Here is a 23,077-nt window from a genome sequence, read left to right on the forward strand (position 1 = left end):
GAAGATTGTACTAATAGTACATCGAACGAGGTTAACAACGTCGTACAAGTTTAGTCGGGGCATAAATTACATCATGCCGCCCATTCCACCCATACCGCCCATTCCACCGCCAGCACCCATGCCAGCCATACCGTCATCACCTTGCGGTAAGTCAGTAATCATAACTTCAGTGGTAAGCATTAGGCCTGCAACAGATGCAGCGTTTTCTAGTGCTGAACGTGCTACTTTAGCTGGGTCAAGAATACCCATCTCGATCATATCGCCGTATTCACCAGAAGCAGCATTGTAACCATAGTTACCGCTACCGCTTTTCACTTCGTTTACCACAACTGACGCTTCTTCACCTGCGTTGGTTACGATTTGACGTAGTGGTGCTTCCATCGCACGACGTAGGATGTTGATACCTGCGTTTTGATCGTCGTTATCGCCTGTTAGTTCAGACAATGCGTTCATAGCACGTACTAGCGCAACACCGCCACCAGGTACAACACCTTCTTCAACTGCTGCACGAGTCGCATGTAGCGCATCGTCAACACGGTCTTTTTTCTCTTTCATTTCAGTTTCGGTCGCTGCGCCAACTTTAATAACTGCTACGCCGCCAGCTAATTTTGCAACACGCTCTTGTAGCTTTTCTTTGTCATAGTCAGAAGTAGACTCTTCGATTTGACGGTTGATAGACTCAACACGGTTTTCGATATCAGCTTTGTTACCAGCACCATCAACGATTACCGTATTTTCTTTACCAACAGTCACTTTCTTAGCAGTACCCAGTTGCTCTAGAGTAGCAGTCTCTAAGCTCAGACCAATCTCTTCAGAGATAACCGTACCGCCAGTTAGCGTTGCGATGTCTTCTAGCATTGCTTTACGACGATCACCGAAACCTGGTGCTTTAACCGCACAAGTTTTTAAGCCACCACGCATGTTGTTAACAACCAAAGTCGCTAGCGCTTCGTTCTCAACATCTTCAGCAATGATAAGCAATGGCTTGCTTTGCTGCATTACTTGCTCAAGTAATGGCACGATTTCGCGGATGTTGCTAATTTTTTTGTCAACTAGCAAGATATACGGGTTTTCAAATTCAGCAGTTAAGCTGTCTTGCTTGTTCGCGAAGTACGGGCTGATATAACCACGGTCAAACTGCATACCTTCTACAACTTCTAGGGTATCTTCGAAGCTTGAACCTTCTTCAACAGTAATAACGCCTTGCTTACCGACTTTTTGCATCGCTTGCGAAATCAACTCACCGATTTTAGTGTCTGAGTTAGCAGAGATAGAGCCTACTTGTGCAATGGCTTTTTCATCGTCAGCTGGTGTAGACAACAAATGGATTTGCTCAACAGCAGCACGTACCGCTTTATCGATACCGCGTTTAAGATCCATTGGGTTCATGCCAGCAGCCACTGACTTCATGCCTTCTTGCAAGATTGACTGAGCCAATACCGTCGCAGTAGTTGTACCATCACCAGCGACATCGTTGGTACGGCTAGCAACTTCACGTACTAGCTGTGCGCCCATGTTTTCAAACTTGTTTTCTAGTTCGATTTCTTTGGCAACTGAAACACCATCTTTAGTGATGGTAGGTGCGCCAAATGATTTATCGATAACAACGTTACGACCTTTAGGGCCTAGTGTTACTTTTACTGCGTTTGCTAGAACGTTTACGCCGTCCATCATTTGTTTACGGGCATCAATGCCGAATTTTACGTCTTTTGCCATGTTAAATTACTCCACTATTATAAGTATGAGAATACGGTTGAATGATTCGATAATATGGTTATAAATGTGCTTCGCTAACAACTGACTCAGCCAACAGGCCTCGTGAGCAATTAGCCTTCTAGCACACCCAATACATCAGATTCTTTCATAATAAGCAGCTCTTCGCCGTCAACTTTTACCGTTTGACCAGCATATTGACCGAACAAAACTTTGTCGCCAGCTTTTACATCTAACGCGCGAGTTTCGCCGTTGTCACGAATCTGACCGTTACCAGTAGCCAGTACTTCACCTTGTGAAGGTTTTTCTTGAGCTGAACCAGGAAGCAAGATGCCACCAGCCGTTTTTGTTTCTTCTTCTATGCGGCGGACGACAATACGGTCATGTAAAGGACGAATGTTCATCGATATGACTCCAAAAGTTGATTATTAAAATTGAGGGTTTATTTGAATTAATAGTCTCAATGCCAGTATCTACAAGGACTACTACTCAAAAGTAATATTCTGAAGATAAGCATTAAGCTTGTATCAAAAAGTGGGGGCAAGGTGTGTTCGCTTCAAGTGTAAAGCCTAAAATTTTACAAGAATTATCTCAGGGAGCCGCTTAGTGCTGTCGTGATCTCAAACTGTTGTACTAATCGCCTATTATTTCTTCTTAGCCAAGGTGTTTTTATAGCAACATTGACTACAAGAGCAACACACCATAGACAGCAAATACTCTTGAAAATGTAACCAAGTATGACCATTATAGTGCTTGTAAATACAATAATAGTGGTAGATAGAATCTGATATACCAACACTATATTACTTAAGGAACATCTATGATTTTTTCATCATCGAATAAAAATTCTAATAACACAAAACGTAGTAAGTCAAAAATTTTGACCGCCTTAACATCAGGCGCCAGTATTGCTGCTATCGGAGCATTAAGTATGACTGCACCTACCATCGCTAGTGCAAAGACCATCCAAGCATCAAGCGCTAACTATAGCTTTACGGTCGAAGACAAATATAAAGGCACCGCCACACGTACCTTAAGCAAGTCAGGTGATACTTGGAAATACAATGTCAATGCACGAGTTGCAGGTGTCGCTAGCGCCTCGCAAGATAGTACCTTTACCATCAATGGCAATAACGTCACACCAACACAAGCCAGCACGACTTATAAACTCTTGGGCGTTGGTCGCACACACAAACTAGATTTTAATCCAAGTAGCAAAAAAGTCGTGAGTAACTATCGAGGCAAATCAACGACAATGAACATGTCGCAACAAGCCTTTGATGACTTAAGCCTTGAAGTACAGATTCGTCAGGATTTATTAAACGGTAAATTCTCTGGCAATTACTACATGGCGAAGAAAGACAAAATCGAAAAGACCCCATTTAAGAAATCTGGCAACACCAAAATAACTGTACCAGCAGGTACTTTTGATACAGTACGTGTCGACCGTGTCCATGATGACGATAGCCGTTCTACCAGCTTCTGGTTAGCACCAAGCTTGGATTACCTACCCGTGAAAGTGAGTCAGATTAACGATGGCAAAAAAATGGATTTAGAATTGACCAAGGTTAATTAAACCGTTTGTTAAACTGCTGAAAAAATATTAAAAAAAGCGGCGCTCTAATGTAGAGCGCCGCTTTTTTTGGTTTTACACTGATAGCTAACAAACATAACTTGTTAAGCGTTGATTATTAAGCATTTGGCAAGTTAAGTATTAAGCAAGCTAGATTACTGACGAGGTTTCTTAACGACATTATTCATCGAAGGCAGACGTTTAAGCAAAATAAACAACCATACATTGATAAGCAGCAATAGTAAAAAATCCAGTAGATAGACAACTATCTCCGCCCAACTACTGCCATAAACTCGCGTAAACAACACCACGCCACTCGCACCTAAGTACACGAGTATAAACATACTGCTTATTAACAACGCATAAGGCGAGCGTCCACGCAGTATCGATGGTGTCAGGATAAATGCTGGCACTAACCACAACATTTGCCATGCGACACCGCCGACGATATCAGGACTACTTGGATTGAATACATTAATAAAAATAGGCAGTCCAAGCAATCTATAGACGAGCCAAATTAACCACGTAACCATCAAACGCTGACGGATAGGCGCAATAGGTTTACTTACTTTGGCAGGCTTACCAGTTTTCTTTACTGGTGGTGCAGCATTCATCTCACTATCGGAGCGGTTTGTAGCCATTAGATATATTTACTTCCTCATTAATAGCGTTAATAACGCTGTCGCATTTTAGGCTCAATGATCATTGTAGGCTTAACAGTACAAAGGCCCCTTAGCGACTCCAGTTAGCTTGAGCCAATGCTGTCGCACTGATAGCCAAACGGCGACCTTGGGCGATGCCTAGCTCACGCTCATCAGGTGAGATAGGCTGATCATGTGATGCCCCACTGACATGGCTAGCACCATAAGGTGAGCCGCCACGTTGGGTGCGATTGAGCGCTAGCTCCGCATAAGGTACACCAACGATAATCATACCGTGATGCATCAATGGCAACATCATCGTCAGTAACGTCGTCTCTTGACCGCCATGCATGGAGCCTGTCGCAGTAAATACTGAGGCTGGTTTGTTCTGTAGGTTTCCTGCCAGCCATAGCGTGACGGTATTGTCCCAAAAATATTTCATGGGTGCTGCCATGTTGCCAAAGTGCGTCGGACTACCAAGCGCAAGGCCGCTACAGTCTTTCAGATCTTCCATCGTGCAATAAAGATCACCCTCATCAGGTATCGCAGGCTTGCTAGATGTCGTCTCAGGAGCAACCGTTGGTACCGTACGAATACGTGCCGTCATGCCAGCGTCCTCAATACCTTGCGCGATAGCGTATGCCAATGTCTTGGTTGTACCATGATTAGAATAATAGAGTACCAATACATAAGGGGCAGTCTGACTCATTAGCAACACTTCCTTAAATCATTCATGTGGTTAATGATAGCAATATGTAGCCAACAGCTGACACTATCAATATATGTGCACATTATGCCCGAGTCATTCACTGACATGCAAACAACCTAGCTGTGCATTATCGTCAGAACACTCTATCGCGTTGACTACTGTGCATTTTGACACAATTAAAGGGCAGATGATAACCGCCTATGTTTGTTACACTATTGTCACTCTAATACCTGCTAGATGATCGATATGGAAAAGTTAGCAAAGAAAATCCCGTTTTTACACCAGCGCTGGTTTCAGTTTTTACGATTTTTGGTTAGGCATTTCTTTGAAGACAACTGCCAGCAAAAATCAGCCTCTCTGACCTATACGACCATGCTATCGATCGTACCCATGCTGACCGTACTCTTGATGATTTTGTCTTCAGTACCAGCACTTTCGTCGGTCAGAGCACAAATATATGAAGTCATTTATAACAACTTACTACCGCAATCTAGCATGCAGGTTAGTGAGTACATCAACAACTTCGCTGAAAAATCATCCAACCTGACCATTATTGGTGCGATGGTGCTGTTTTTTACAACGATTATGACATTGACGACCATTGAGCGAGCTTTTAACCAAATATGGCGGGTAGAGAATCGGTCCGGTGGCATCAAAAGCATGCTGCGCTATTGGACGATGGTGACCTTAGGCCCATTAGTGTTGGGCACAGCTTTCATCGCCTCAAGTGCGATACAAAGCATTAGTTTTTTAAATCAGCAAGTCGCCGGTTACGGCATTGATTGGTCTATCTGGATACAAGCCGTCACGATTGGCATCACTGTCTCAGGCTTCATCGGTATGTACTGGTTCATTCCAAAAGCACGTGTGCCAGCCAAAAATGCGGCCATCGCTGGCATATTTGTGGCCATCGTCTTTGAGATGATGAAGCATCTTTTTGGGACCGTGATGGCAAACTTTACCAGTTATGAAGCTATTTACGGAGCCTTTGCAGCCTTACCAATATTTTTGCTATGGATTTATTTGTCGTGGAATTTAATTCTACTGGGCGTTGAGATCAGCTATACCCTGACCATCTTTGGGACAGAAGAAGTGGAGCCACGCCATCCATTACTGAGCTTGCTAGACATGCTCAACTTAGTATATACACACCATTTAAAAGGTGAGGCCGTCAGCGAACAAGCGCTTCGCAATATGCTAGGACGCAAAGAGCTGCCGAAATGGTATACCTATATTAACTATTTACAAGACAGCAACCTCATCACCATGACCGAAGATGACGACTATGTGCTCAAAAGAGATTTGAGTAAAATGACACTGTGGGATTTTTATCGTACTTTACCTTATCCGTTACCCATCAAAGATGAGTTCGATGAGGTAAGAATAGAAGATCAAACGCCTTGGGTTAGGCTATTGATAGAGCGTTTTGAGCATACCGAAACTTATGCTAAACAACAACTAAATCTACCGTTAAGCGCTATATTTACCAATACGGAACCACGTAAAAAGGCCGCTTCTGATAAAAAAGGTAGCCATAGAAATAATGATGCCCATTTATTTAGAAAGACTTCAGCGCCGACGATGGAAACATCGGCGAAGGATGACTCAAATAAACAAAATACACCGCACTTTGAGCCCATGTCATATGACAAAGACAGTGATATAGAATGGGATGACCGTAATAATGAAATTATCATTCCCCAAGATATAAACGATGATAAGAAACAAACTCAGCCCAATAATAAGGGCGATATTATTACTGAAGCGGATAACCCCAAAGTAAGCTAACCAAAATAAAAAGAACTAGGGCGTGTCCTCATTTTAAAAATGGCGATAAAAATGAGATAAATTGCCGTCAAACGAGAAAAATAGTGCAGATAATATCGAGATATTGACCAACTATTTGACGATGTTTGGCAAAATTTAGCTATTTTTAGCCCATTTAGAGAACACTCGTTTGAATTGAGGACACGCCCTAATATGACAGTCAAAGCCCTATCGTATATTTATGAATAAGCTATAACACTATAAGTTTAATATGATAATTTTTGGATACCTCAAAGCTGATGACAGTGAATAAAGATGACAAAAAAAGCTTATGGATACGTACACTTGATATAAGCCAAAACAAGCTAAAACAGTTTGCCCAGTTATGGTCATTGCAAACCCTCACTGACCTGCCCGATCGTCTTCGAAACTTATGGCAACAGCTGATTGGCTCTTATTGGTTTATCCCAACGGCTTGCGTCATCATAGGTATATTGCTTGCGCCTTTATTAGTAACCATCGATCAGCACTTTGATCGTGAAACGGTCAGAGATATTACCTTTGCCTTTACAGGTGACGATGATGCAGCGCGCGCTATTATGACAGCGATAGCGGGTGCTGTTTTGGGTGTCGCGGGCACGACCTTTTCAATTACGATTGCCGTATTGTCAATGGCATCATCACAATTTGGGCCACGTTTGTTACGCAATTTTTTGACAGACACACCCAATCAATTGGTATTGGGTGCATTCATTGGTACCTTTAGCTATAGCTTGTTAGTACTAAAGTCTATCCATAAATACGACGTCGCTTTCGGTGTGCCACAGCTGGCTGTGACCTTTGCCATTATTATGGCCATTGTCTGCGCGCTATTGCTCGTGTACTTCGTACAGCATATGGTACATGCCATCCAAGCATCGCATGTCATCCAAAATGCGAGCAACGATGCCATTAATAATATTCACTATTGGTATGGCAGTCATTGTGACATCCAACATCAACGTGATATCGAGCATCATGATGTCGAACAGTTTCACAACTGGTCATCAATGCCTATCTATCCACCACGCTCAGGTTATATCCAACAGATTTACCTTGAGTCGCTGATTACTCTGACACAAGATTATGGTGGCGTGATACAGATTCATGTCAATCTGGGTGATTATGTGACTGATAAAAATGTCATTGGCTATTTTTACCAGCGTCCAACAGCACATCCAAATAACCGACAGAAAACATCAACACCGCAGTTGGCCGTTGTACCGCGCGCACCTGATGGTGTTTTTTGGCAACGCTTCGCAAACTGTATCCGTATCGAACAGCGACTGGTACACTCTAATGATATTGCTTATAGCTTAGGACAAATGACTGAAATCGCTGTACGAGCACTGTCTCCTGGTATCAATGACCCAAAAACAGCGGTCAACTGCGTACAATCACTGACGAGCTGTTTGAGTATTATGATGCGCTGTCAACCACCCAGCCCCTATCACTTTTATGTACCGGCACCAAATGATGATGCATCAAATGCCGAAGTTAAGCAGCAACGACTGGCTATATTAGCCGTGGTCACTCATACGCCAAAAATTTCTGACTTTATTAATACATCGCTTGGCGAAATACGTCGTTATGCAGCCGCTGATTTGATGGTTTTAAAAGCACTGTGTCAGGCAATGGTCAATCTTAATTATGCGCGAGTCAATAGCGCACAGCAGCAGACACTATTACATGAACTGACATTAATTGAGCGTGCAGGTGAAGAAAACCTAAACTATCAAGAATTGACCGATGATTTAATCGCCATGTCCAAGCAAGCCAAGCAATTTATTCTTAGTGATGATGCTCAGCATCGATATTTTGACTACGTGAGTGAGTTTGATGCTCATATCCGTAAAGCCCTGCAAACACAATCGAAATAATCATATCAAGACCCATCAATTGATATTCATTACTGGTGTCCAAGCGAGAAGATAACTACGATCCAAACCATTTAATTCTTATCAGCACTACGTTTAAGAATACTTTTCATCATTATTTGAGACCTTTTTCATGGCCCCCACAAGCAGCCTAACCATACTTGAAATCAGCGCGATATTTTTATCCATCACAGCATTATTGACCTATGTCAATCATCGCTTTATTGGTCTGCCGACCACGATTGGCGTGATGGTTATCTCCATCTTATTGTCTATTGGCGCCATATTTTTGGGATTTTTAGGCTTTGATCAGCTTATTGATTACGAAGTCAGCTTATTAGCACAGCTCGATTTTACCGAAGTCTTATTGGATGGCATGCTTTCTATGCTGTTATTCGCAGGTGCTTTACATGTCAATATTAGCGACTTAAAACGCTACAAACTGCCTATTGGCATCCTTGCCTGCATCGGCACTATTGTATCAGCGATGCTTATTGCCACTGCCCTATACTTTATGTTGCCGCTGCTCGGTTTTGGCTTGCCATTTCTGTGGTGCCTGTTATTTGGTGCCTTAATATCACCGACCGACCCCATTGCGGTGATGGGTATTCTCTCATCAGCGGGCGCCCCAAAGAGCATCGAAACTGTCATCGCAGGCGAATCATTATTTAATGATGGTATCGGCGTGGTTATCTTTGTGCTGCTACTTGGTATTTTATCGAGCGGCGACATTCCGACAGCCAATTATGTGGCGCATACCCTAGCAGTGGAAGCAGGTGGCGGCATTGTCTTTGGTTTGGTACTTGGGGCGATTTTGTATTACATGCTCAAAAGCATCGACAGTTACCAAGAGGAAGTGTTGTTAACGCTTGCAGGGGTAATCGGTGGTTATGCGCTAGCCAGCCATTGGCACCTATCAGGACCACTCGCGATGGTAATGATGGGATTAATGGTTGGTAATCGCGGGCGAGCATTAGCGATGAGCGATAAGACTCGTCATTATATTGACTTGTTTTGGGAATTAATCGATGAGATTTTAAACGCTATTCTGTTCGTGTTGATTGGTCTAGAAGTGGTCATGATTGCTTACTCAGGTAACCTGTTTATCGCCGCTGGTCTGACGATTATAATCGCCCTGCTTGCTAGATTTATTGTCGTGGGTATGACCACTAAGAGCTTTAGCCGTCAGCTTGATTTACCAACTGGCGCATGGAAGGTGCTGACATGGGGCGGATTGCGTGGTGGTATCTCCGTTGCCCTAGTGTTGCAACTACCTATGGGCACTGAGCGCGATATATTATTGGCACTCACTTATGCGGTCGTCATATTCTCTATATTGGTACAAGGCTTGAGCGTTGGTAAAGTGGCAAAAAGCATTCGTGCGGATGCCACAGAAACATAAACGGTAGATGTATTCAGTGACATAAAAGCCAGCATAAGAAGATGTCTTATGCTGGCCTTTTTTGTACCCATATATTTTGTCGTACGTTTTTATATCAGACCTTTTCGTTTCATATTGCGATAAACCACAATGACGATAAAAATATTTAAGATCAATATGCCCAATTTAAACCAGTCAAATGGGCGGGCAATTAAATAGTAAATCTCAATAGGGATAAATATGCCATAGCCAAGCACACCAAACCAATACGCCCATGTTCTGTCTTGCCATAGGCCATATGCTTCAAGAAAGCGCAGACTGGCATAGGCAAAAATCAATAATAAAAACAACGGCCAGTTTTTGCTAGCCTGTTGGGCAATTCGTACCACACTATCAAATTGCGGTGCAAACAAGTGACCAAAGCTCTGTTGCCAAGAGGCTGTTGCCGTCGTCAGCCAACGTGCAAGATTGGTATGCCATGACCATAACGCAACAGCACCGAGCAATGCACCCAACCCTTTTACCATCTCATAGATTGCTACCGCTTTGATAGACTCACTAGAAGTGCTTCGTGGCTTTTGTTTCCGGCCAATTAAGTCCGTCGCATTATCTTTTAAAGATGGTGGCGGACTGTCATTCTGTCGGGGCAAATTAGCCAAAGAATGTCTCCACAACGCGACCTTGCAACTGCTGATTAAAAAACGGTGTGTTCTTACCGTTTGACAGCATAGATTGCGCTGTCACCTGCCACTCTAGATTAGGATCGACCAATACCGCACCGCCGATACTTTCATACTGCTCACCGATACCAGCAATTTTTGCAGGATTAAGGCAGATTTTATCGACGAGTTGCTCCAAAGTTAACACCTCATCATGTACTAGCTGACATGCCAGCGCCATAAAGGTATCGAAGTTTGAAATACCTGGGGTACTCTCAGCAAACGGCGCTTTTTTGGCCGTACTGTTTAGCGGTTCATGATGACTACAAATCGCATCAATGGTGCCGTCTTTTAATCCACGGCGAATGGCCTGTTGATCAGTATTACTACGCAGTGGCGGTAACACATAAGCTTGGGCATTGAAGCCTTCTAAGTTATCATCGGTTAAGTACAATTGATGCATCGCTACATCACAAGTCACTGGCAGACCTTTGTCTTTTGCCCAGCGCATCAGCTCGATTGATGATTTGCAAGATAACTGGCTGAAGTGAGCCGCTATTCCCGTCTCTTCGACCATCAGTAGCTGAGTAGATAAGGCGACCGTTTCCGCAATCCATGGTATGCCTTGCAGCCCATGATAAGAAGCGATATAGCCTTCATGTGCTACCCCATCGCCAGACAGGCTTGGCTCATCAGGATAAAAGAATACTTTCATACCAAAGGTTGCAGCGTACTCTAACGTACGCAGTAGCACTAAATCGTTACGAAAAGGTCTACGAGCGTTAGATACTGCAATACAGCCACCTTTTTTCAATCCCGCAATATTTGAAGGACGCTCTCCTTCTAGTCCAGCCGTCAATGCACCCAATACGTGTAAGTAGATACCACCATCATCAAGCGCGCGCTCACGCAACCCTTTGAGCAGTGAGCCATTTTCTAGAATAGGATTGGTATCAGGTGGAATCACCACATGCAAAAAACCATTGCCACGAGCGGCAAGCCCTTCTGATTCCAACGTACCATGCTGCTGTTGGCCTGGTTCACGTAGGCGTGCGCATAAGTCAACCAGCGGTGGTAGCAGCCACATTTCATGTCCAGCTTCAAGCGAGGCCAGTTTATCTGTTACTGCGGTTGGCAGTGTATTTTTAATGGCTTTAGGAAGATGGTCAAATATCGGTGCATCAGTGTTTATCGTATTAGACATGAGCGTTATTACCGTATCAATAAAATGAAATAATGAAGAATAAAACAGCGTGGCGACAGGTTAATTACCAGCCGCTTGATGAGCGCGTTGCCCTTCCATCGCAAGAGAGAGTACAGCCATACGAATGGCAATACCGTTATTTACCTGCTTTAAAATGACAGATTGCGCGCCATCAGCCACGCTTGAAGCAATCTCAACACCGCGGTTCATCGGTCCTGGATGCATAACCAATGCGTCAGGCTTTGCAAGTGCCACGCGCTCTGGCGTAATACCATAGTGTTTGTAGTATTCACTCGATGACGCTAGCAATGGCGAGCCGATACGCTCGTTTTGAATCCTTAGTCCCATGATGACATCACAGTCCGTGACACACTCATTCATATTTTCATAAACTCGCACACCATAACGCTCAATGCCTTTAGGTAATAGAGTGCGCGGTGCACAGACACGGATGTCTTTGACCCCTAAAGTTTGTAGCGCATTAATATCAGAGCGTGCCACTCGTGAGTGCTTAATATCACCCACGATAGCCACTGATAACTCTTCAAAAGGGCGCGGCGCTTCCCGATGAATGGTCAACATGTCGAGCATGCCTTGCGTCGGATGTGCATGCCAGCCATCACCGCCGTTGATAATGGCAATATTAGGCGTCACTTCTGTCGCCATAAAATGAGCAGCGCCTGATGCTGAATGGCGTACTACAAAGATATCTGCTGTCATGGCTTGCAGGTTCCACAGTGTATCGCGTAGACTTTCGCCCTTTTTAGCGCTAGAGCGCTCGATATCGATATTCAGTACATTGGCACCCAGACGTTTTTCGGCCACTTCAAACGTCGTACGTGTACGCGTTGACGGCTCAAAAAACAAGTTCATCACGGTATAGCCTTCGAGCTCAGGCCGATTGATTAATTGTCCATTTTTATCAAAGAACGTTTCTGCTTTTGCGATAATCGCCTGCAATTGCTGTTTATTGAGGCCTTCTACACCCAAAAAATGACGGATACTGCCATCGGTATTGAGCTGTGGACGACTCAATGATGTATTGAGCCTTTGATGAATGGTACTAGGATCGAATTTTGCGTAGTCAGTCGGCGAGATCGTATGTAGTGAGCTGCTATCGAGAGAATTTGACATAATGGCAAGTCTTCATTGTGGGTTTGTATGTGTCTATATTAATCATTTATTCATCTTTGTTCGAGCATTTATCGTAGATATACATAGATACAAGGACATTTTGGCGCTTATTTGATACAATTTACCCCAATGACACCAGTCCTATAAATACACTCAGCCACCTGCTAGACAATGTTCGCGTAGCGACTGTGCAATATCAGTGTAGCGATCATGACCGAAAACAAGCTTACCAAAGATATTAACGAATAATAATACATATAGTGTAGCTGATTTTACGGTCAGGACAAAGACACGGTATCGCTATTTGAAAATTTGCCCGCCTAGAGTGCGCTTGTCACTGCTTATTCTTTTACTCTCAATACGACTTATCAATACCATTATTAGGAAGCTTTATGACGACTCTAACCAGTTATCTAGATCAACATCCAACCAACACTGAACTGAACGACGTGATTACCACCGTCACTAACGTTGGTAAAACCATTTCACAGCTACTTAGAAAAGGAGCCTTAGCCGATATCCTAGGCGAAGCTGGTAATCAAAATGTGCAAGGCGAAGATCAGAAGAAATTGGATGTACTGGCTAATGACTTATTGTTAGATGCATTGGCAGAAAATACGCATTGTGCAGGTGTTGCGTCAGAAGAGTTAGACAATGCTACCCCTGCCAACGCTGATGGCAGTCTACTGGTATTGTTTGATCCACTGGATGGGTCATCAAACATCGATATCAATATGGCCGTCGGTACTATTTTTTCTATCTTGCCGTACCAACGCCAAGGTCAAACAAGCAAAAACAGCGATTTCTTGCAAGCAGGCAATCAGCAATTGGCAGCAGGCTATTTGTTATATGGCACCTCTACTGTACTTGCACTAACGATAACTGAAAATGTTGTGATGTTCAGCCTAGATCCAGATACGGGTGATTATGTACTCATAGAAGACAATGTGCAAATTGATGCTGATACCAGTGAATATGCTATCAATAGCTCAAACTATCGCTACTGGCGCGCACCAATGCAACAATACATCGACGAGCTGATCGCTGGTGAAGCTGGTATACGTGGTCGCGATTTTAATACACGCTGGGTCGCTGCCATGGTTGGTGATGTGCATCGCATCTTATGCCGCGGTGGTCTATTTACCTATCCGTTTGATACCAAATACGCTCACAAAGCGGGCAAGTTACGTTTGATGTATGAAGCCAACCCAATGAGCTTATTAATTGAGCGTGCTGGCGGCGGAGCCACGGATGCTGTCAACCGTATCTTAGATATCGAACCGACTGATATTCATCAACGTGTCCCTGTCGTACTGGGAAGCAAAAACGAAGTCAATTACGTTAAAGACTTGCACGTAAATTATTCTGAAAAATAATTGATTTGAGCACATGTTAAAGACAGCTAGCAGAATGCTAATCAGTAATAAGCATTCTGCTAATTGTCCAAATGATTCCTTCAGTCTACTCTAAGCGATCCACTATGGTAACAAATCCCACTGAGCTGATTACTTCAGATAAAAATACAACGGTCAAGTTGGTGAAAGCCCTGTTGACACAGTCTCGCCAGCGTAACAAGCATGGTCAGACGGTCATTGAAGGCATACATCTTATCGATGCTGCCCTACGTAGTGACTATCCGTTCGCCCAAATGCTACTGGCAGAGTCAGCTCACAATCATCCTGAAGTTCAGCAAGTATTGTCTCGCTTGCCAACCTATACACCTATTATGACGCTTTCAGATTCGCTCTATGAGAGCATTCGAAGCTTAGGTACAGGCATCGACATTATGGCGGTTATTAAAGTGCCAATGCCGGGGCTATCGATGATCAATGAGGACTGCCTGATTCTGAATGACGTACAAGATAGCGGTAATGTTGGTACGTTACTACGTACGGCAGCAGCAGTCGGTATTAATAGCATCCTATGCACCAGCGCGACTGCGCAAGCTTGGTCTCCAAAGACGCTACGAGCAGGTATGGGTGCACAGTTTGCACTCACTATTTATGAAGGTCTAAGCACACAAGACATTTTAGATTATGTACAAGTGCCACTTTTAGCCACTAGCTCACATACCGACACTTTAATTTACGATCACAACCTCACCACTCCGACGGCGTGGATTATGGGTCATGAAGGTCAAGGTGTCAGCGATGAATTAATGCAATGTGCCACGCCCATAGCCTTACCACAGCCAAACGGTCAAGAAAGCCTAAACGTAGCGATTGCAGGTTCGTTATGTCTATATGAAACCTTGCGTCAAAGAAATTACGCTTAGCTTTGGTTTATAACTGCAATTAAAAGCTTATCTATAAATCATAAAAAACCCACTATCATTTAATAGTGGGTTTTTTATGATCTGTCTACTACTGATATAGTCCAAGAAATCTAAAACGGATACAAGGCAGCCAACTGTAGATTGTACAAGTCGTACATCTAAGGAGGGTAACGCCGTAGCCGTTTAGTAGTTCTATGACTATATATTAAACCTTGCTGGTTAATTCAGGTAGCGCTTCAAACAAATTCGCTTCTAGGAAGTAATCAGCAACGCTAGCGATAGGTGCTTCTGGGTCATTGTTGATAGCAACGATAACTTTAGAATCTTTCATACCTGCTAAATGCTGAATCGCGCCTGAGATACCTGCGGCGATATATAAGTCTGGTGCAACAATTTTACCTGTTTGACCAACTTGCATATCGTTTGGTACATAGCCTGCATCTACTGCAGCACGTGATGCACCAACAGCAGCGCCCAATTTATCAGCCAATGGTTCGATATATTTAGTGAAGTTTTCACCGTTTGCTAACGCACGACCACCAGATACTACGATACTTGCTGACGTTAACTCTGGACGATCAGATTTAGCCATCTCTTCATTAACAAAGCTTGCTTTGCCAGTCTCTTGTACATTGTCGATAGTCTCAACAGCTGCTGATCCACCTTCACTCGCCACTGGATCAAATGCAGTAGTACGTACAGTCAACACTATTTTGTCTTCTGAAGTTTTAACCGTTGCCGTCGCGTTACCTGCATAGATAGGACGCTCAAACGTTTGAGCATCTACTACAGCAGAAATTTCTGACAACATGCTAACGTCAAGTAATGCTGCAACACGTGGCATAAAGTTCTTACCAGTCGTTGTCGCTGGTGCAATGATATGGCTGTAGTCTTTAGCGACATCAGCAACCAGTAACGCAACGTTACCCGCCAATTGATGCTCATAAGCTGCGTTGTCTGCTAGCAATACTTTAGAAACGCCTTCAGCTTTAGCGGCTTCATCAGCAACCGCTTGTGCACCACTACCAGCGACCAATACATGAATATCATCGCCCATTTGCTTAGCAGCAGCGATAGTATTCAAAGTTGCCTTTTTTAGACTGGCATTGTCATGTTCTGCATATACCAAAATTGCCATGGTTCTAATCCTTTATTTATTCGTATCGTCTATTCATGTCATGAGGTTGTCTGTGTACAAAGTTACTGGTGTGGCGAATACTGAATCAGCCAAATTAAACATGTAACTTTGTACATGATATGCCGTAGCGAAGTCTTAGATTACTTTAGCTTCGTTCTTTAGCTTATCAACCAACTCATCCACTGAACCTACTGTAATACCAGCTTTGCGTTCAGCAGGTGGCACAACTTTAATAATCTCTTGCTTAGATGCCATATCAACACCGAAATCAGCTGGCGTCTTTTCATTAAGCGGTTTTTTCTTCGCTTTCATGATGTTAGGCAGTTTTGCATAACGTGGCTCATTCAAACGCAAATCAGTCGTGATGACTGCTGGCAAATCAAGCGCAACTGTTTGTAGGCCACCATCGATTTCGCGCGTTACGTTTACTTTATCGCCTTCAACTTTTACTTCTGATGCAAACGTACCCTGACCAATACCCATCAATGCCGCTAGCATCTGACCAGTTTGGTTGTTGTCATCATCAATCGCTTGCTTACCCAATAGGATAATGTCTGTAGCTTCAGACTCAGCGATACTTTTTAGTATCTTAGCGATTTGTAATGGATACGGCTTTTCGTCAGTCAAAACTAACACACCACGATCAGCACCCAATGCTAGAGCGGCACGAATCTGCTCTTGTGATTCTTTTGGGCCAATTGATGCAACAATGATTTCATCAATCACACCAGCTTCTTTTAGACGAACTGCTTCTTCTACTGCGATTTCATCAAAAGGGTTGATTGACATTTTGGTGTTTGATAGATCAACGCCAGAGTTATCGGCTTTTACACGAACTTTTACGTTATAATCAATGACACGCTTGACCGCTACTAATGCTTTCATACGTTCCTCGTTTATTAATGTTATGAATTAAAAGTTATCAATTAAGAACCAAAGGTTCATTGTTGTTCAAAATAGTGTTGAAGGTTGTTAGCGCGTCAACAGACAGTTAATAATCGAAAAAATGAAACAATACTAAAAAATATGTTTATATCATATTCTCTATCGACAAAATCCGTTAAAGCTAAGCCAACCGTTATTATCAGACCTATGTATCTTGCGTGAGCACGAGCATAAGGTCAAGACAACGCCGTGAATAATGCGTCATAAATTTATCACTATTCTATTACAAATAGTTTATAAGCGAACAATTTTACGGCTCGCTTTCACCTATATTCTAAATATCTTCAACCTTTATAGCATTGTAGGTACTTTAGTTACTTAACATTTTGTTATTACTTATTTCTTCAAAAGAATATCTCATAATGAATGTAAATATTTTCACTATTTCTTTACAAGATGAATGAGCCCCACTAATAGTGATTAGCTAAAGATACTCCCCTCATACTATATGATGACAAGAAAAATTTATATAAAAAAAGCAACCTGATGAGAGGTTGCTTTTTTTTAAAGTTGAAACAGTATTTTTATTGTTTTAACAAACAAAGTAATCAATGCGTATTGATAATTTCATTGCAATCAAGCTCACTGAAAAACAGTCTACTCAATCACTAGTAGAAATTAGATAGCTTCGATTTGCTCAGCTTGTGGGCCTTTTTTGCCATCACCTAAGATGAAAGACACTTTTTGGCCTTCAGCTAGGGTTTTGAAACCGCCACCTTGGATAGCGCTGTAGTGAGCGAATACGTCTTGTCCGCCATTGTCTTGAGCGATAAAACCAAAACCTTTAGCTTCATTAAACCACTTTACAGTGCCTTCAACTTTATCTGACATAAATTTTCCTAACTCTTTAACTGTTGGCGAGACGTGTGTCATCACCGATTAATTGATATATACCCAAATATTTTTTTGCAGAATGCGGCAGTAAAATCTACTAAATCATCCTCGGATGACTTGAATTTTTTACCTGAAATATTGTAAGTACAGCTTGATTATAGCAGCTTTTCATAATGACAACAGGTTAAATTGATGATTTTTGTAAATAATTAAAACCAATTTTTTGAAGTTAGTTCAAGCACTCATTAACCACATAACATATTGATATAAATAATATTTTTTATTCGATACTATCCACAATAAAAGTCAATAATTCAAGTAAGTTGATAAATCACAAGGTCAAAAATTGTTAGCGAGCTATAATTTAGACTGACCTTTACTGAGCTATCGGTAACCATTGTGAGGTTAATACAAGTAAGCATAGCGCAAAGAAAACCAATGAAAATGACTGGCTGTAAGCGATATATTTAGCCGGTATTACTAAGTCTTTCGGAGAGTCAGGAATACCTTTACGTTTCAGTAGACGCGTTCCGTATACCCAACCAAAAGTAGTGTAGAGACCATAGGCAGCAGGTACTGCAACCGCCAATGGTGTCAGATCAATCACATATAACATGACCACGGAAATAAAGAACCATGAGGTATCCAAAAGTGAACTGATTTTAAAAAACTTAGATTGAGGCAATTTGCCATCTGTTGTTTTGAGCATCTCCCCTTCTATCCAAATTAAAACAGCGATCACAGCACTAAGAAGAACATATATGAATTGCGGCGTTAGCCAGTCAGAATAAGATATTTGCACAACATACAACCTGTAATCTATAGGAAAAGAAGAACGGAAATTATTTGATTTGTTTCATAGCTCAAAGACGAACGGAAATAACAATAATCGCCTAACCGGACAAACCATTAGTTAATGTAATAATGCCTGTCTATATTGGGGACTACCATGGGTTTTCAACCCGTAGATAGCCTACCATAAAAGCATTAAACAAATAGAATGCATTAAAAAACCCATGCTATCAGTCGATAACATGGGTTTCTTTAAAACTAAACAGTCTTTCTATAAGTTAATACTGTCTTAGTTCTTTTCTTTATCAATGATTTTATTACCACCAATCCATGGCATCATACCACGCAGCTTAGCACCAGTAATTTCGATCTCGTGCTCAGCATTGTTACGACGACGCGCGGTCATTGATGGATAGTTGGTTGCGCCTTCAGAGATGAACATCTTCGCGTATTCACCAGACTGGATGCGTTTTAGTGCATTACGCATGGCTTCACGTGATTGCTCGTTGATGACTTCAGGGCCTGTAACGTATTCGCCGTACTCAGCGTTGTTACTGATTGAGTAGTTCATGTCAGCGATGCCGCCTTCATACATCAAGTCAACGATAAGCTTGAGCTCATGCAAACACTCAAAGTAAGCCATTTCTGGTGCATAGCCCGCTTCTGTTAGCGTCTCAAAGCCCATTTTAACCAGCTCTACTGCGCCGCCACAAAGTACTGCTTGCTCGCCAAATAGATCCGTTTCAGTTTCATCTTTGAATGTTGTTTCGATGATACCTGAACGACCACCACCAACACCAGCAGCATATGATAATGCTAAGTTTTTGGCTTGACCTGAAGCATCTTGGTAGATAGCGATCAAATCTGGAATACCGCCGCCTTTAGCAAACTCTGAACGTACAGTATGACCTGGTGCTTTTGGTGCCACCATGATGACATCAAGATCGCCACGTGGCACGACTTGGTTATAATGAATCGCAAAACCATGAGCGAAAGCCAAGGTAGCGCCTTCTTTGATGTTTGGTTCGATTACATCGTTATAAAGCTCTTTTTGAAACTCATCAGGCGTCAAAATCATGATAACGTCAGCAGCTTTTACCGCTTCTTCTACTTCAGCAACTTTTAGGCCCGCATTTTCAGCTTTTTTCCATGAACCTGAATTGGCACGTAGGCCAACAGTCACATCGACGTCTGAATCTTGTAGATTAAGCGCATGGGCATGGCCTTGTGAACCGTAACCAATAATAGCAACTTTCTTACCTTGGATAATTGATAAATCACAATCTTTGTCATAATAAACGTTCATAAATACAGTCCTTTTTCTCAATCATGGTTTGCCATGGATAGTAAACGCTTATGCAATAGCCACTATCGTAAAATGGTCACTAAGATAAGCGTTTTGTTGATTTTAAATCAATATGATTTAACTAAAATATTCTGTTATTAGACACTCAACCGATTAAAGGCTAAGCGTCTTTTCACCGCGTGAAATACCGATGACGCCCGAGCGTACCACTTCCATTATACGTTCACGACCAATTACATCAATAAAGCCATCAAGCTTGGCTTTATCACCGACGATTTGAATCGTATATAAGTTAGAATTGACGTCAACGATTTGTGCGCGGAAAATGTCTGCACTGCGTTTAATCTCTTCACGTACACTACCAGACGCTCGAACTTTTACTAGCATTAATTCGCGTTCAACGTGTACGTTTTCTGATAGGTTCAGCACTTTAACCACTTCAATCAATTTATGCAATTGCTTGGTGATCTGCTCAATTCTTTCAGGTGAAGTAATAGTTGTCACAGTCAGACGTGAGATACTTGGGTCATCAGTTGGCGCGACGTTTAGCGTTTCGATATTATAACCACGTTGTGAGAACAAACCGACTAAACGCGACAACGAACCCGCTTCGTTTTCCATTAATACCGAAATCAGATGTTGTTGTTGCATTAGGTACGCTCCCCTTTTGTTAACCACATATCACGCATTGTCTGTCCAGCAATTTGCATCGGATATACATGCTCATTACGATCGACATAAACGTCAATAAATACCAGCTTGTCTTTCATTGCCATCGCTTCTGCTATCTGTGCTTCCATAGTCGCAGGGTCAGTAATTTTGATACCGACGTGACCATAACTTTCGGCCAATTTAACGAAGTCTGGCAGTGAATTCATATATGACTGTGCGTGACGACCTTCATATAGCATGTCTTGCCACTGCTTAACCATACCCAACTGGGCGTTGTTGATGTTTAGAATTTTGACTGGCAAGTTATATTGCAAACAAGTCGATAGCTCTTGGATATTCATCTGAATAGAGCCTTCGCCAGTAATACAAACCACATCACGCTCAGGATTGGCAAGTTTGGCAGCCATCGCATACGGCAGACCAACACCCATGGTACCAAGACCACCTGAGTTCAGCCATTGGCGTGGCTCATTATAAGTATAGTAAAGCGCGGCAAACATCTGATGTTGACCAACGTCACTGGTAATAATAGCGTTACTGTTAGTCACTTTATCTAGGGCTTGTACGACACTTTGTGGCTTAATGCCATTGTCTGTGCTGGTGTCATAACACAAACCATGACGCTTACGCCATTCGTTAATCTGCGACCACCAGTCAAGCAATGCATGTTGCTCAAGTTGTTTGTCTTCACCGATAATATCCAACATATCGGTCAATACTGACTTCACATCACCAACGATAGGAATGTGAGCAAGAATCGTTTTTGAAATAGACGCAGGGTCGATATCGATATGAATAATGGTGGCGTTAGGACAGAATTTTTTGACGTTATTGGTCACACGATCATCGAAACGCGCGCCCACTGCCAAAATCACATCAGCATGATGCATACTCATGTTGGCTTCGTAGGTACCATGCATGCCAAGCATTCCTAAGAACTGATTATCAGAACCAGGGAACGTACCAAGACCCATCAATGTGTTGGTCACTGGTAAGTTTAGACGATGCGCAATATCTCTCAGCTCTTCGTGAGCCTTACTCCAAATCACACCACCACCAGCGTAGATGATAGGACGCTGTGCGGCTAGTAGCGTCTCTACGGCTTTCTTAATTTGACCACTATGGCCTTTTAGAGATGGCTGATATGAGCGAATAAATACTTCTTTCGGATATTCATAAGCAAACTTTTCGCTAGGTGCCGTCATGTCTTTTGGCACATCAATTACCACAGGGCCTGGACGTCCAGACTGTGCAATGTGAAAGGCTTTTTTAACAATCATTGGAATTTCGCTAGCATGGCGTACTTGGAAGCTATGCTTAACGATAGGACGTGATACACCAACCATATCTGTTTCTTGGAAAGCATCTTCACCAATGAGGCTGCTTGGCACCTGACCTGCGATTACAACCATTGGCACAGAGTCCATAAAGGCAGTAGCAATAGCGGTCACAGTATTGGTCGCACCAGGGCCTGATGTTGCTAGCACGACGCCAGTATTACCAGTCACTCGTGAATAAGCATCGGCCATGTGGCCCGCTGCTTGCTCGTGCCGTACTAAGATGTGCTCAATATTTTCTTGTTGAAACAAGGCATCATAGATATGAAGAACTGCACCGCCTGGATAGCCAAAGATATATTTGACACCTTCATCCGTCAGCGATTGCACCAGCATCTCAGCACCAGACAGCATTACAGGCTGTGCACTACCTTCAGCAAGGCGTTGTTGCTTTTCTTCAAAATTTTTGGCGGCATTACCCGTTTGGGTATGTCCAGTCATATTCGGACTTTGCGTGGTTTGCGTCACTGTCATCACCTTTTTTTTTGGTAAGCAGTAGCATTATTTTATAAAAGAAAACAACGACGTTTGCACATAGTTATTCAGCTCGTAAAAATGAATGCTAATATTTATCCATATCAAGAATGTGTGCCCGCTATATTTCAGTCATGCTGTTTTATAAGACAACATAATACTTAAACACAGCAATATATGTAGGGTCAGCTCTGTGATAGGAGTTTATCGATGTACAGTGACAAGATGCGAGTGCATCTATAAAAGAGGCTTATTATTGATGATTAACACGAACCAGTATCTATACTCGATTGATATATACGTAGGCATTAGAATAGGTGGAAAAATAACTTTGATAGCCAGTAACACATCGCAATATCATTAGATATTACAATAGGCTGATTGAAGATATCTCTTCCCTAAATCTTGAGCCGTGTTTAATACAATCGCTAAAACGATACTTAGCGCATTTCAAATAACAAGTTTATCTTAGTCATTGTAGACAGATAAGTCCGGAGACAATGTATATAGTTATTAATAGCTGTCATTCATAATGACTACTACCGTTGCTATATCATTATCACAAAGAAAAAAGAACGGTATGAGCCACTGATAAGTAACTCGTAGT

General features: G+C 42.4%; 20 protein-coding genes. 6 read left to right on the forward strand and 14 right to left on the reverse strand.

Annotated features, from left to right (window positions below):
- Nucleotides 1-66: 66 nt before the first annotated feature.
- Entirely contained in the window at nucleotides 67-1,716 is a 1,650-nt protein-coding gene (gene groL / locus I6E83_RS12300; RefSeq protein WP_110923978.1) for a chaperonin GroEL, read from the reverse strand.
- A gap of 110 nt (nucleotides 1,717-1,826) precedes the next feature.
- Nucleotides 1,827-2,117, reverse strand: a complete 291-nt coding sequence (locus I6E83_RS12305; protein WP_010196840.1) for a co-chaperone GroES — start codon at nucleotides 2,115-2,117, stop codon at nucleotides 1,827-1,829.
- A 416-nt stretch (nucleotides 2,118-2,533) separates the two neighbouring features.
- Here I6E83_RS12305 and I6E83_RS12310 point away from each other — a divergent pair, with 416 nt between their 5' ends.
- Complete coding sequence (locus I6E83_RS12310; RefSeq protein ID WP_197102289.1) at nucleotides 2,534-3,289, forward strand: DUF3108 domain-containing protein; 756 nt, start codon at nucleotides 2,534-2,536, stop codon at nucleotides 3,287-3,289.
- Nucleotides 3,290-3,441: 152 nt separating this feature from the next.
- On the opposite strand, the gene I6E83_RS12315 is transcribed toward I6E83_RS12310, so the two are convergent.
- Together I6E83_RS12315 and wrbA are read right to left on the reverse strand one after the other, a co-directional pair.
- Complete coding sequence (locus I6E83_RS12315; RefSeq protein ID WP_197102290.1) at nucleotides 3,442-3,927, reverse strand: hypothetical protein; 486 nt, start codon at nucleotides 3,925-3,927, stop codon at nucleotides 3,442-3,444.
- A gap of 91 nt (nucleotides 3,928-4,018) precedes the next feature.
- Nucleotides 4,019-4,636: an NAD(P)H:quinone oxidoreductase gene (gene wrbA / locus I6E83_RS12320; RefSeq protein ID WP_197102292.1), complete on the reverse strand. Its 618-nt coding sequence runs from the start codon at nucleotides 4,634-4,636 to the stop codon at nucleotides 4,019-4,021.
- 246 nt (nucleotides 4,637-4,882) lie between these two features.
- Between wrbA and I6E83_RS12325 the strand changes: the two genes are divergently transcribed.
- The 3 genes from I6E83_RS12325 to I6E83_RS12335 all read left to right on the forward strand — a co-directional run bounded on the left by I6E83_RS12325 (nucleotide 4,883) and on the right by I6E83_RS12335 (nucleotide 9,721).
- On the forward strand, nucleotides 4,883-6,424 hold the full coding sequence (locus tag I6E83_RS12325) for a YihY/virulence factor BrkB family protein (RefSeq protein ID WP_197102294.1): 1,542 nt from the start codon (nucleotides 4,883-4,885) through the stop codon (nucleotides 6,422-6,424).
- A 260-nt stretch (nucleotides 6,425-6,684) separates the two neighbouring features.
- On the forward strand, nucleotides 6,685-8,322 hold the full coding sequence (locus I6E83_RS12330; RefSeq protein WP_227680943.1) for a DUF2254 domain-containing protein: 1,638 nt from the start codon (nucleotides 6,685-6,687) through the stop codon (nucleotides 8,320-8,322).
- 130 nt (nucleotides 8,323-8,452) lie between these two features.
- Complete coding sequence (locus I6E83_RS12335; RefSeq protein WP_197102296.1) at nucleotides 8,453-9,721, forward strand: cation:proton antiporter; 1,269 nt, start codon at nucleotides 8,453-8,455, stop codon at nucleotides 9,719-9,721.
- A gap of 89 nt (nucleotides 9,722-9,810) precedes the next feature.
- Here the strand turns inward: I6E83_RS12335 and I6E83_RS12340 are convergent, their stop codons facing one another.
- The 3 genes from I6E83_RS12340 to I6E83_RS12350 all read right to left on the reverse strand — a co-directional run bounded on the left by I6E83_RS12340 (nucleotide 9,811) and on the right by I6E83_RS12350 (nucleotide 12,697).
- The gene (locus tag I6E83_RS12340; protein ID WP_227680944.1) at nucleotides 9,811-10,359 is read right to left on the reverse strand and encodes a DUF2127 domain-containing protein; all 549 of its coding nucleotides are present in this window, start codon (nucleotides 10,357-10,359) and stop codon (nucleotides 9,811-9,813) included.
- Nucleotides 10,352-11,509, reverse strand: coding sequence for a dihydroorotase (locus tag I6E83_RS12345; protein WP_197102429.1), 1,158 nt, complete (start codon nucleotides 11,507-11,509; stop codon nucleotides 10,352-10,354). Before I6E83_RS12345 ends, I6E83_RS12340 begins: the two co-directional genes overlap by 8 nt.
- A 114-nt stretch (nucleotides 11,510-11,623) precedes the next feature.
- Nucleotides 11,624-12,697 (reverse strand): aspartate carbamoyltransferase catalytic subunit, encoded by a 1,074-nt coding sequence (locus I6E83_RS12350; RefSeq protein ID WP_197102298.1) that lies wholly within the window; start codon nucleotides 12,695-12,697, stop codon nucleotides 11,624-11,626.
- A 392-nt stretch (nucleotides 12,698-13,089) separates the two neighbouring features.
- Between I6E83_RS12350 and I6E83_RS12355 the strand changes: the two genes are divergently transcribed.
- Both I6E83_RS12355 and I6E83_RS12360 read left to right on the forward strand, forming a co-directional pair.
- Nucleotides 13,090-14,073 (forward strand): class 1 fructose-bisphosphatase, encoded by a 984-nt coding sequence (locus tag I6E83_RS12355; RefSeq protein WP_197102300.1) that lies wholly within the window; start codon nucleotides 13,090-13,092, stop codon nucleotides 14,071-14,073.
- A 104-nt stretch (nucleotides 14,074-14,177) separates the two neighbouring features.
- A complete protein-coding gene (locus I6E83_RS12360) occupies nucleotides 14,178-14,972 on the forward strand; it encodes a TrmH family RNA methyltransferase (RefSeq protein ID WP_197102302.1) in 795 nt (264 codons plus the stop codon).
- Between the two features lie 205 nt (nucleotides 14,973-15,177).
- On the opposite strand, the gene I6E83_RS12365 is transcribed toward I6E83_RS12360, so the two are convergent.
- The 7 genes from I6E83_RS12365 to I6E83_RS12395 form a co-directional block, all read right to left on the reverse strand.
- Nucleotides 15,178-16,110, reverse strand: coding sequence for an electron transfer flavoprotein subunit alpha/FixB family protein (locus I6E83_RS12365; protein ID WP_197102304.1), 933 nt, complete (start codon nucleotides 16,108-16,110; stop codon nucleotides 15,178-15,180).
- Nucleotides 16,111-16,245: 135 nt separating this feature from the next.
- Complete coding sequence (locus I6E83_RS12370; protein WP_197102306.1) at nucleotides 16,246-16,995, reverse strand: electron transfer flavoprotein subunit beta/FixA family protein; 750 nt, start codon at nucleotides 16,993-16,995, stop codon at nucleotides 16,246-16,248.
- Between the two features lie 678 nt (nucleotides 16,996-17,673).
- Entirely contained in the window at nucleotides 17,674-17,886 is a 213-nt protein-coding gene (locus I6E83_RS12375) for a cold-shock protein (protein ID WP_010196799.1), read from the reverse strand.
- Nucleotides 17,887-18,265: 379 nt separating this feature from the next.
- Nucleotides 18,266-18,691 carry a hypothetical protein gene (locus I6E83_RS12380; RefSeq protein ID WP_197102308.1) on the reverse strand — a complete coding sequence of 142 codons (426 nt, stop codon included), beginning with the start codon at nucleotides 18,689-18,691 and terminating at the stop codon, nucleotides 18,266-18,268.
- 279 nt (nucleotides 18,692-18,970) lie between these two features.
- On the reverse strand, nucleotides 18,971-19,987 hold the full coding sequence (ilvC, locus tag I6E83_RS12385; RefSeq protein ID WP_110923966.1) for a ketol-acid reductoisomerase: 1,017 nt from the start codon (nucleotides 19,985-19,987) through the stop codon (nucleotides 18,971-18,973).
- Nucleotides 19,988-20,140: 153 nt separating this feature from the next.
- A complete protein-coding gene (gene ilvN / locus I6E83_RS12390; RefSeq protein ID WP_110923965.1) occupies nucleotides 20,141-20,638 on the reverse strand; it encodes an acetolactate synthase small subunit in 498 nt (165 codons plus the stop codon).
- On the reverse strand, nucleotides 20,638-22,350 hold the full coding sequence (locus I6E83_RS12395; protein ID WP_197102434.1) for an acetolactate synthase 3 large subunit: 1,713 nt from the start codon (nucleotides 22,348-22,350) through the stop codon (nucleotides 20,638-20,640). The genes ilvN and I6E83_RS12395 overlap by 1 nt, the downstream gene beginning before the upstream one ends.
- Nucleotides 22,351-23,077 lie beyond the last annotated feature (727 nt).

This window comes from Psychrobacter sp. SZ93C1, assembly GCF_015864635.1.
Lineage (GTDB): Bacteria > Pseudomonadota > Gammaproteobacteria > Pseudomonadales > Moraxellaceae > Psychrobacter > Psychrobacter fozii.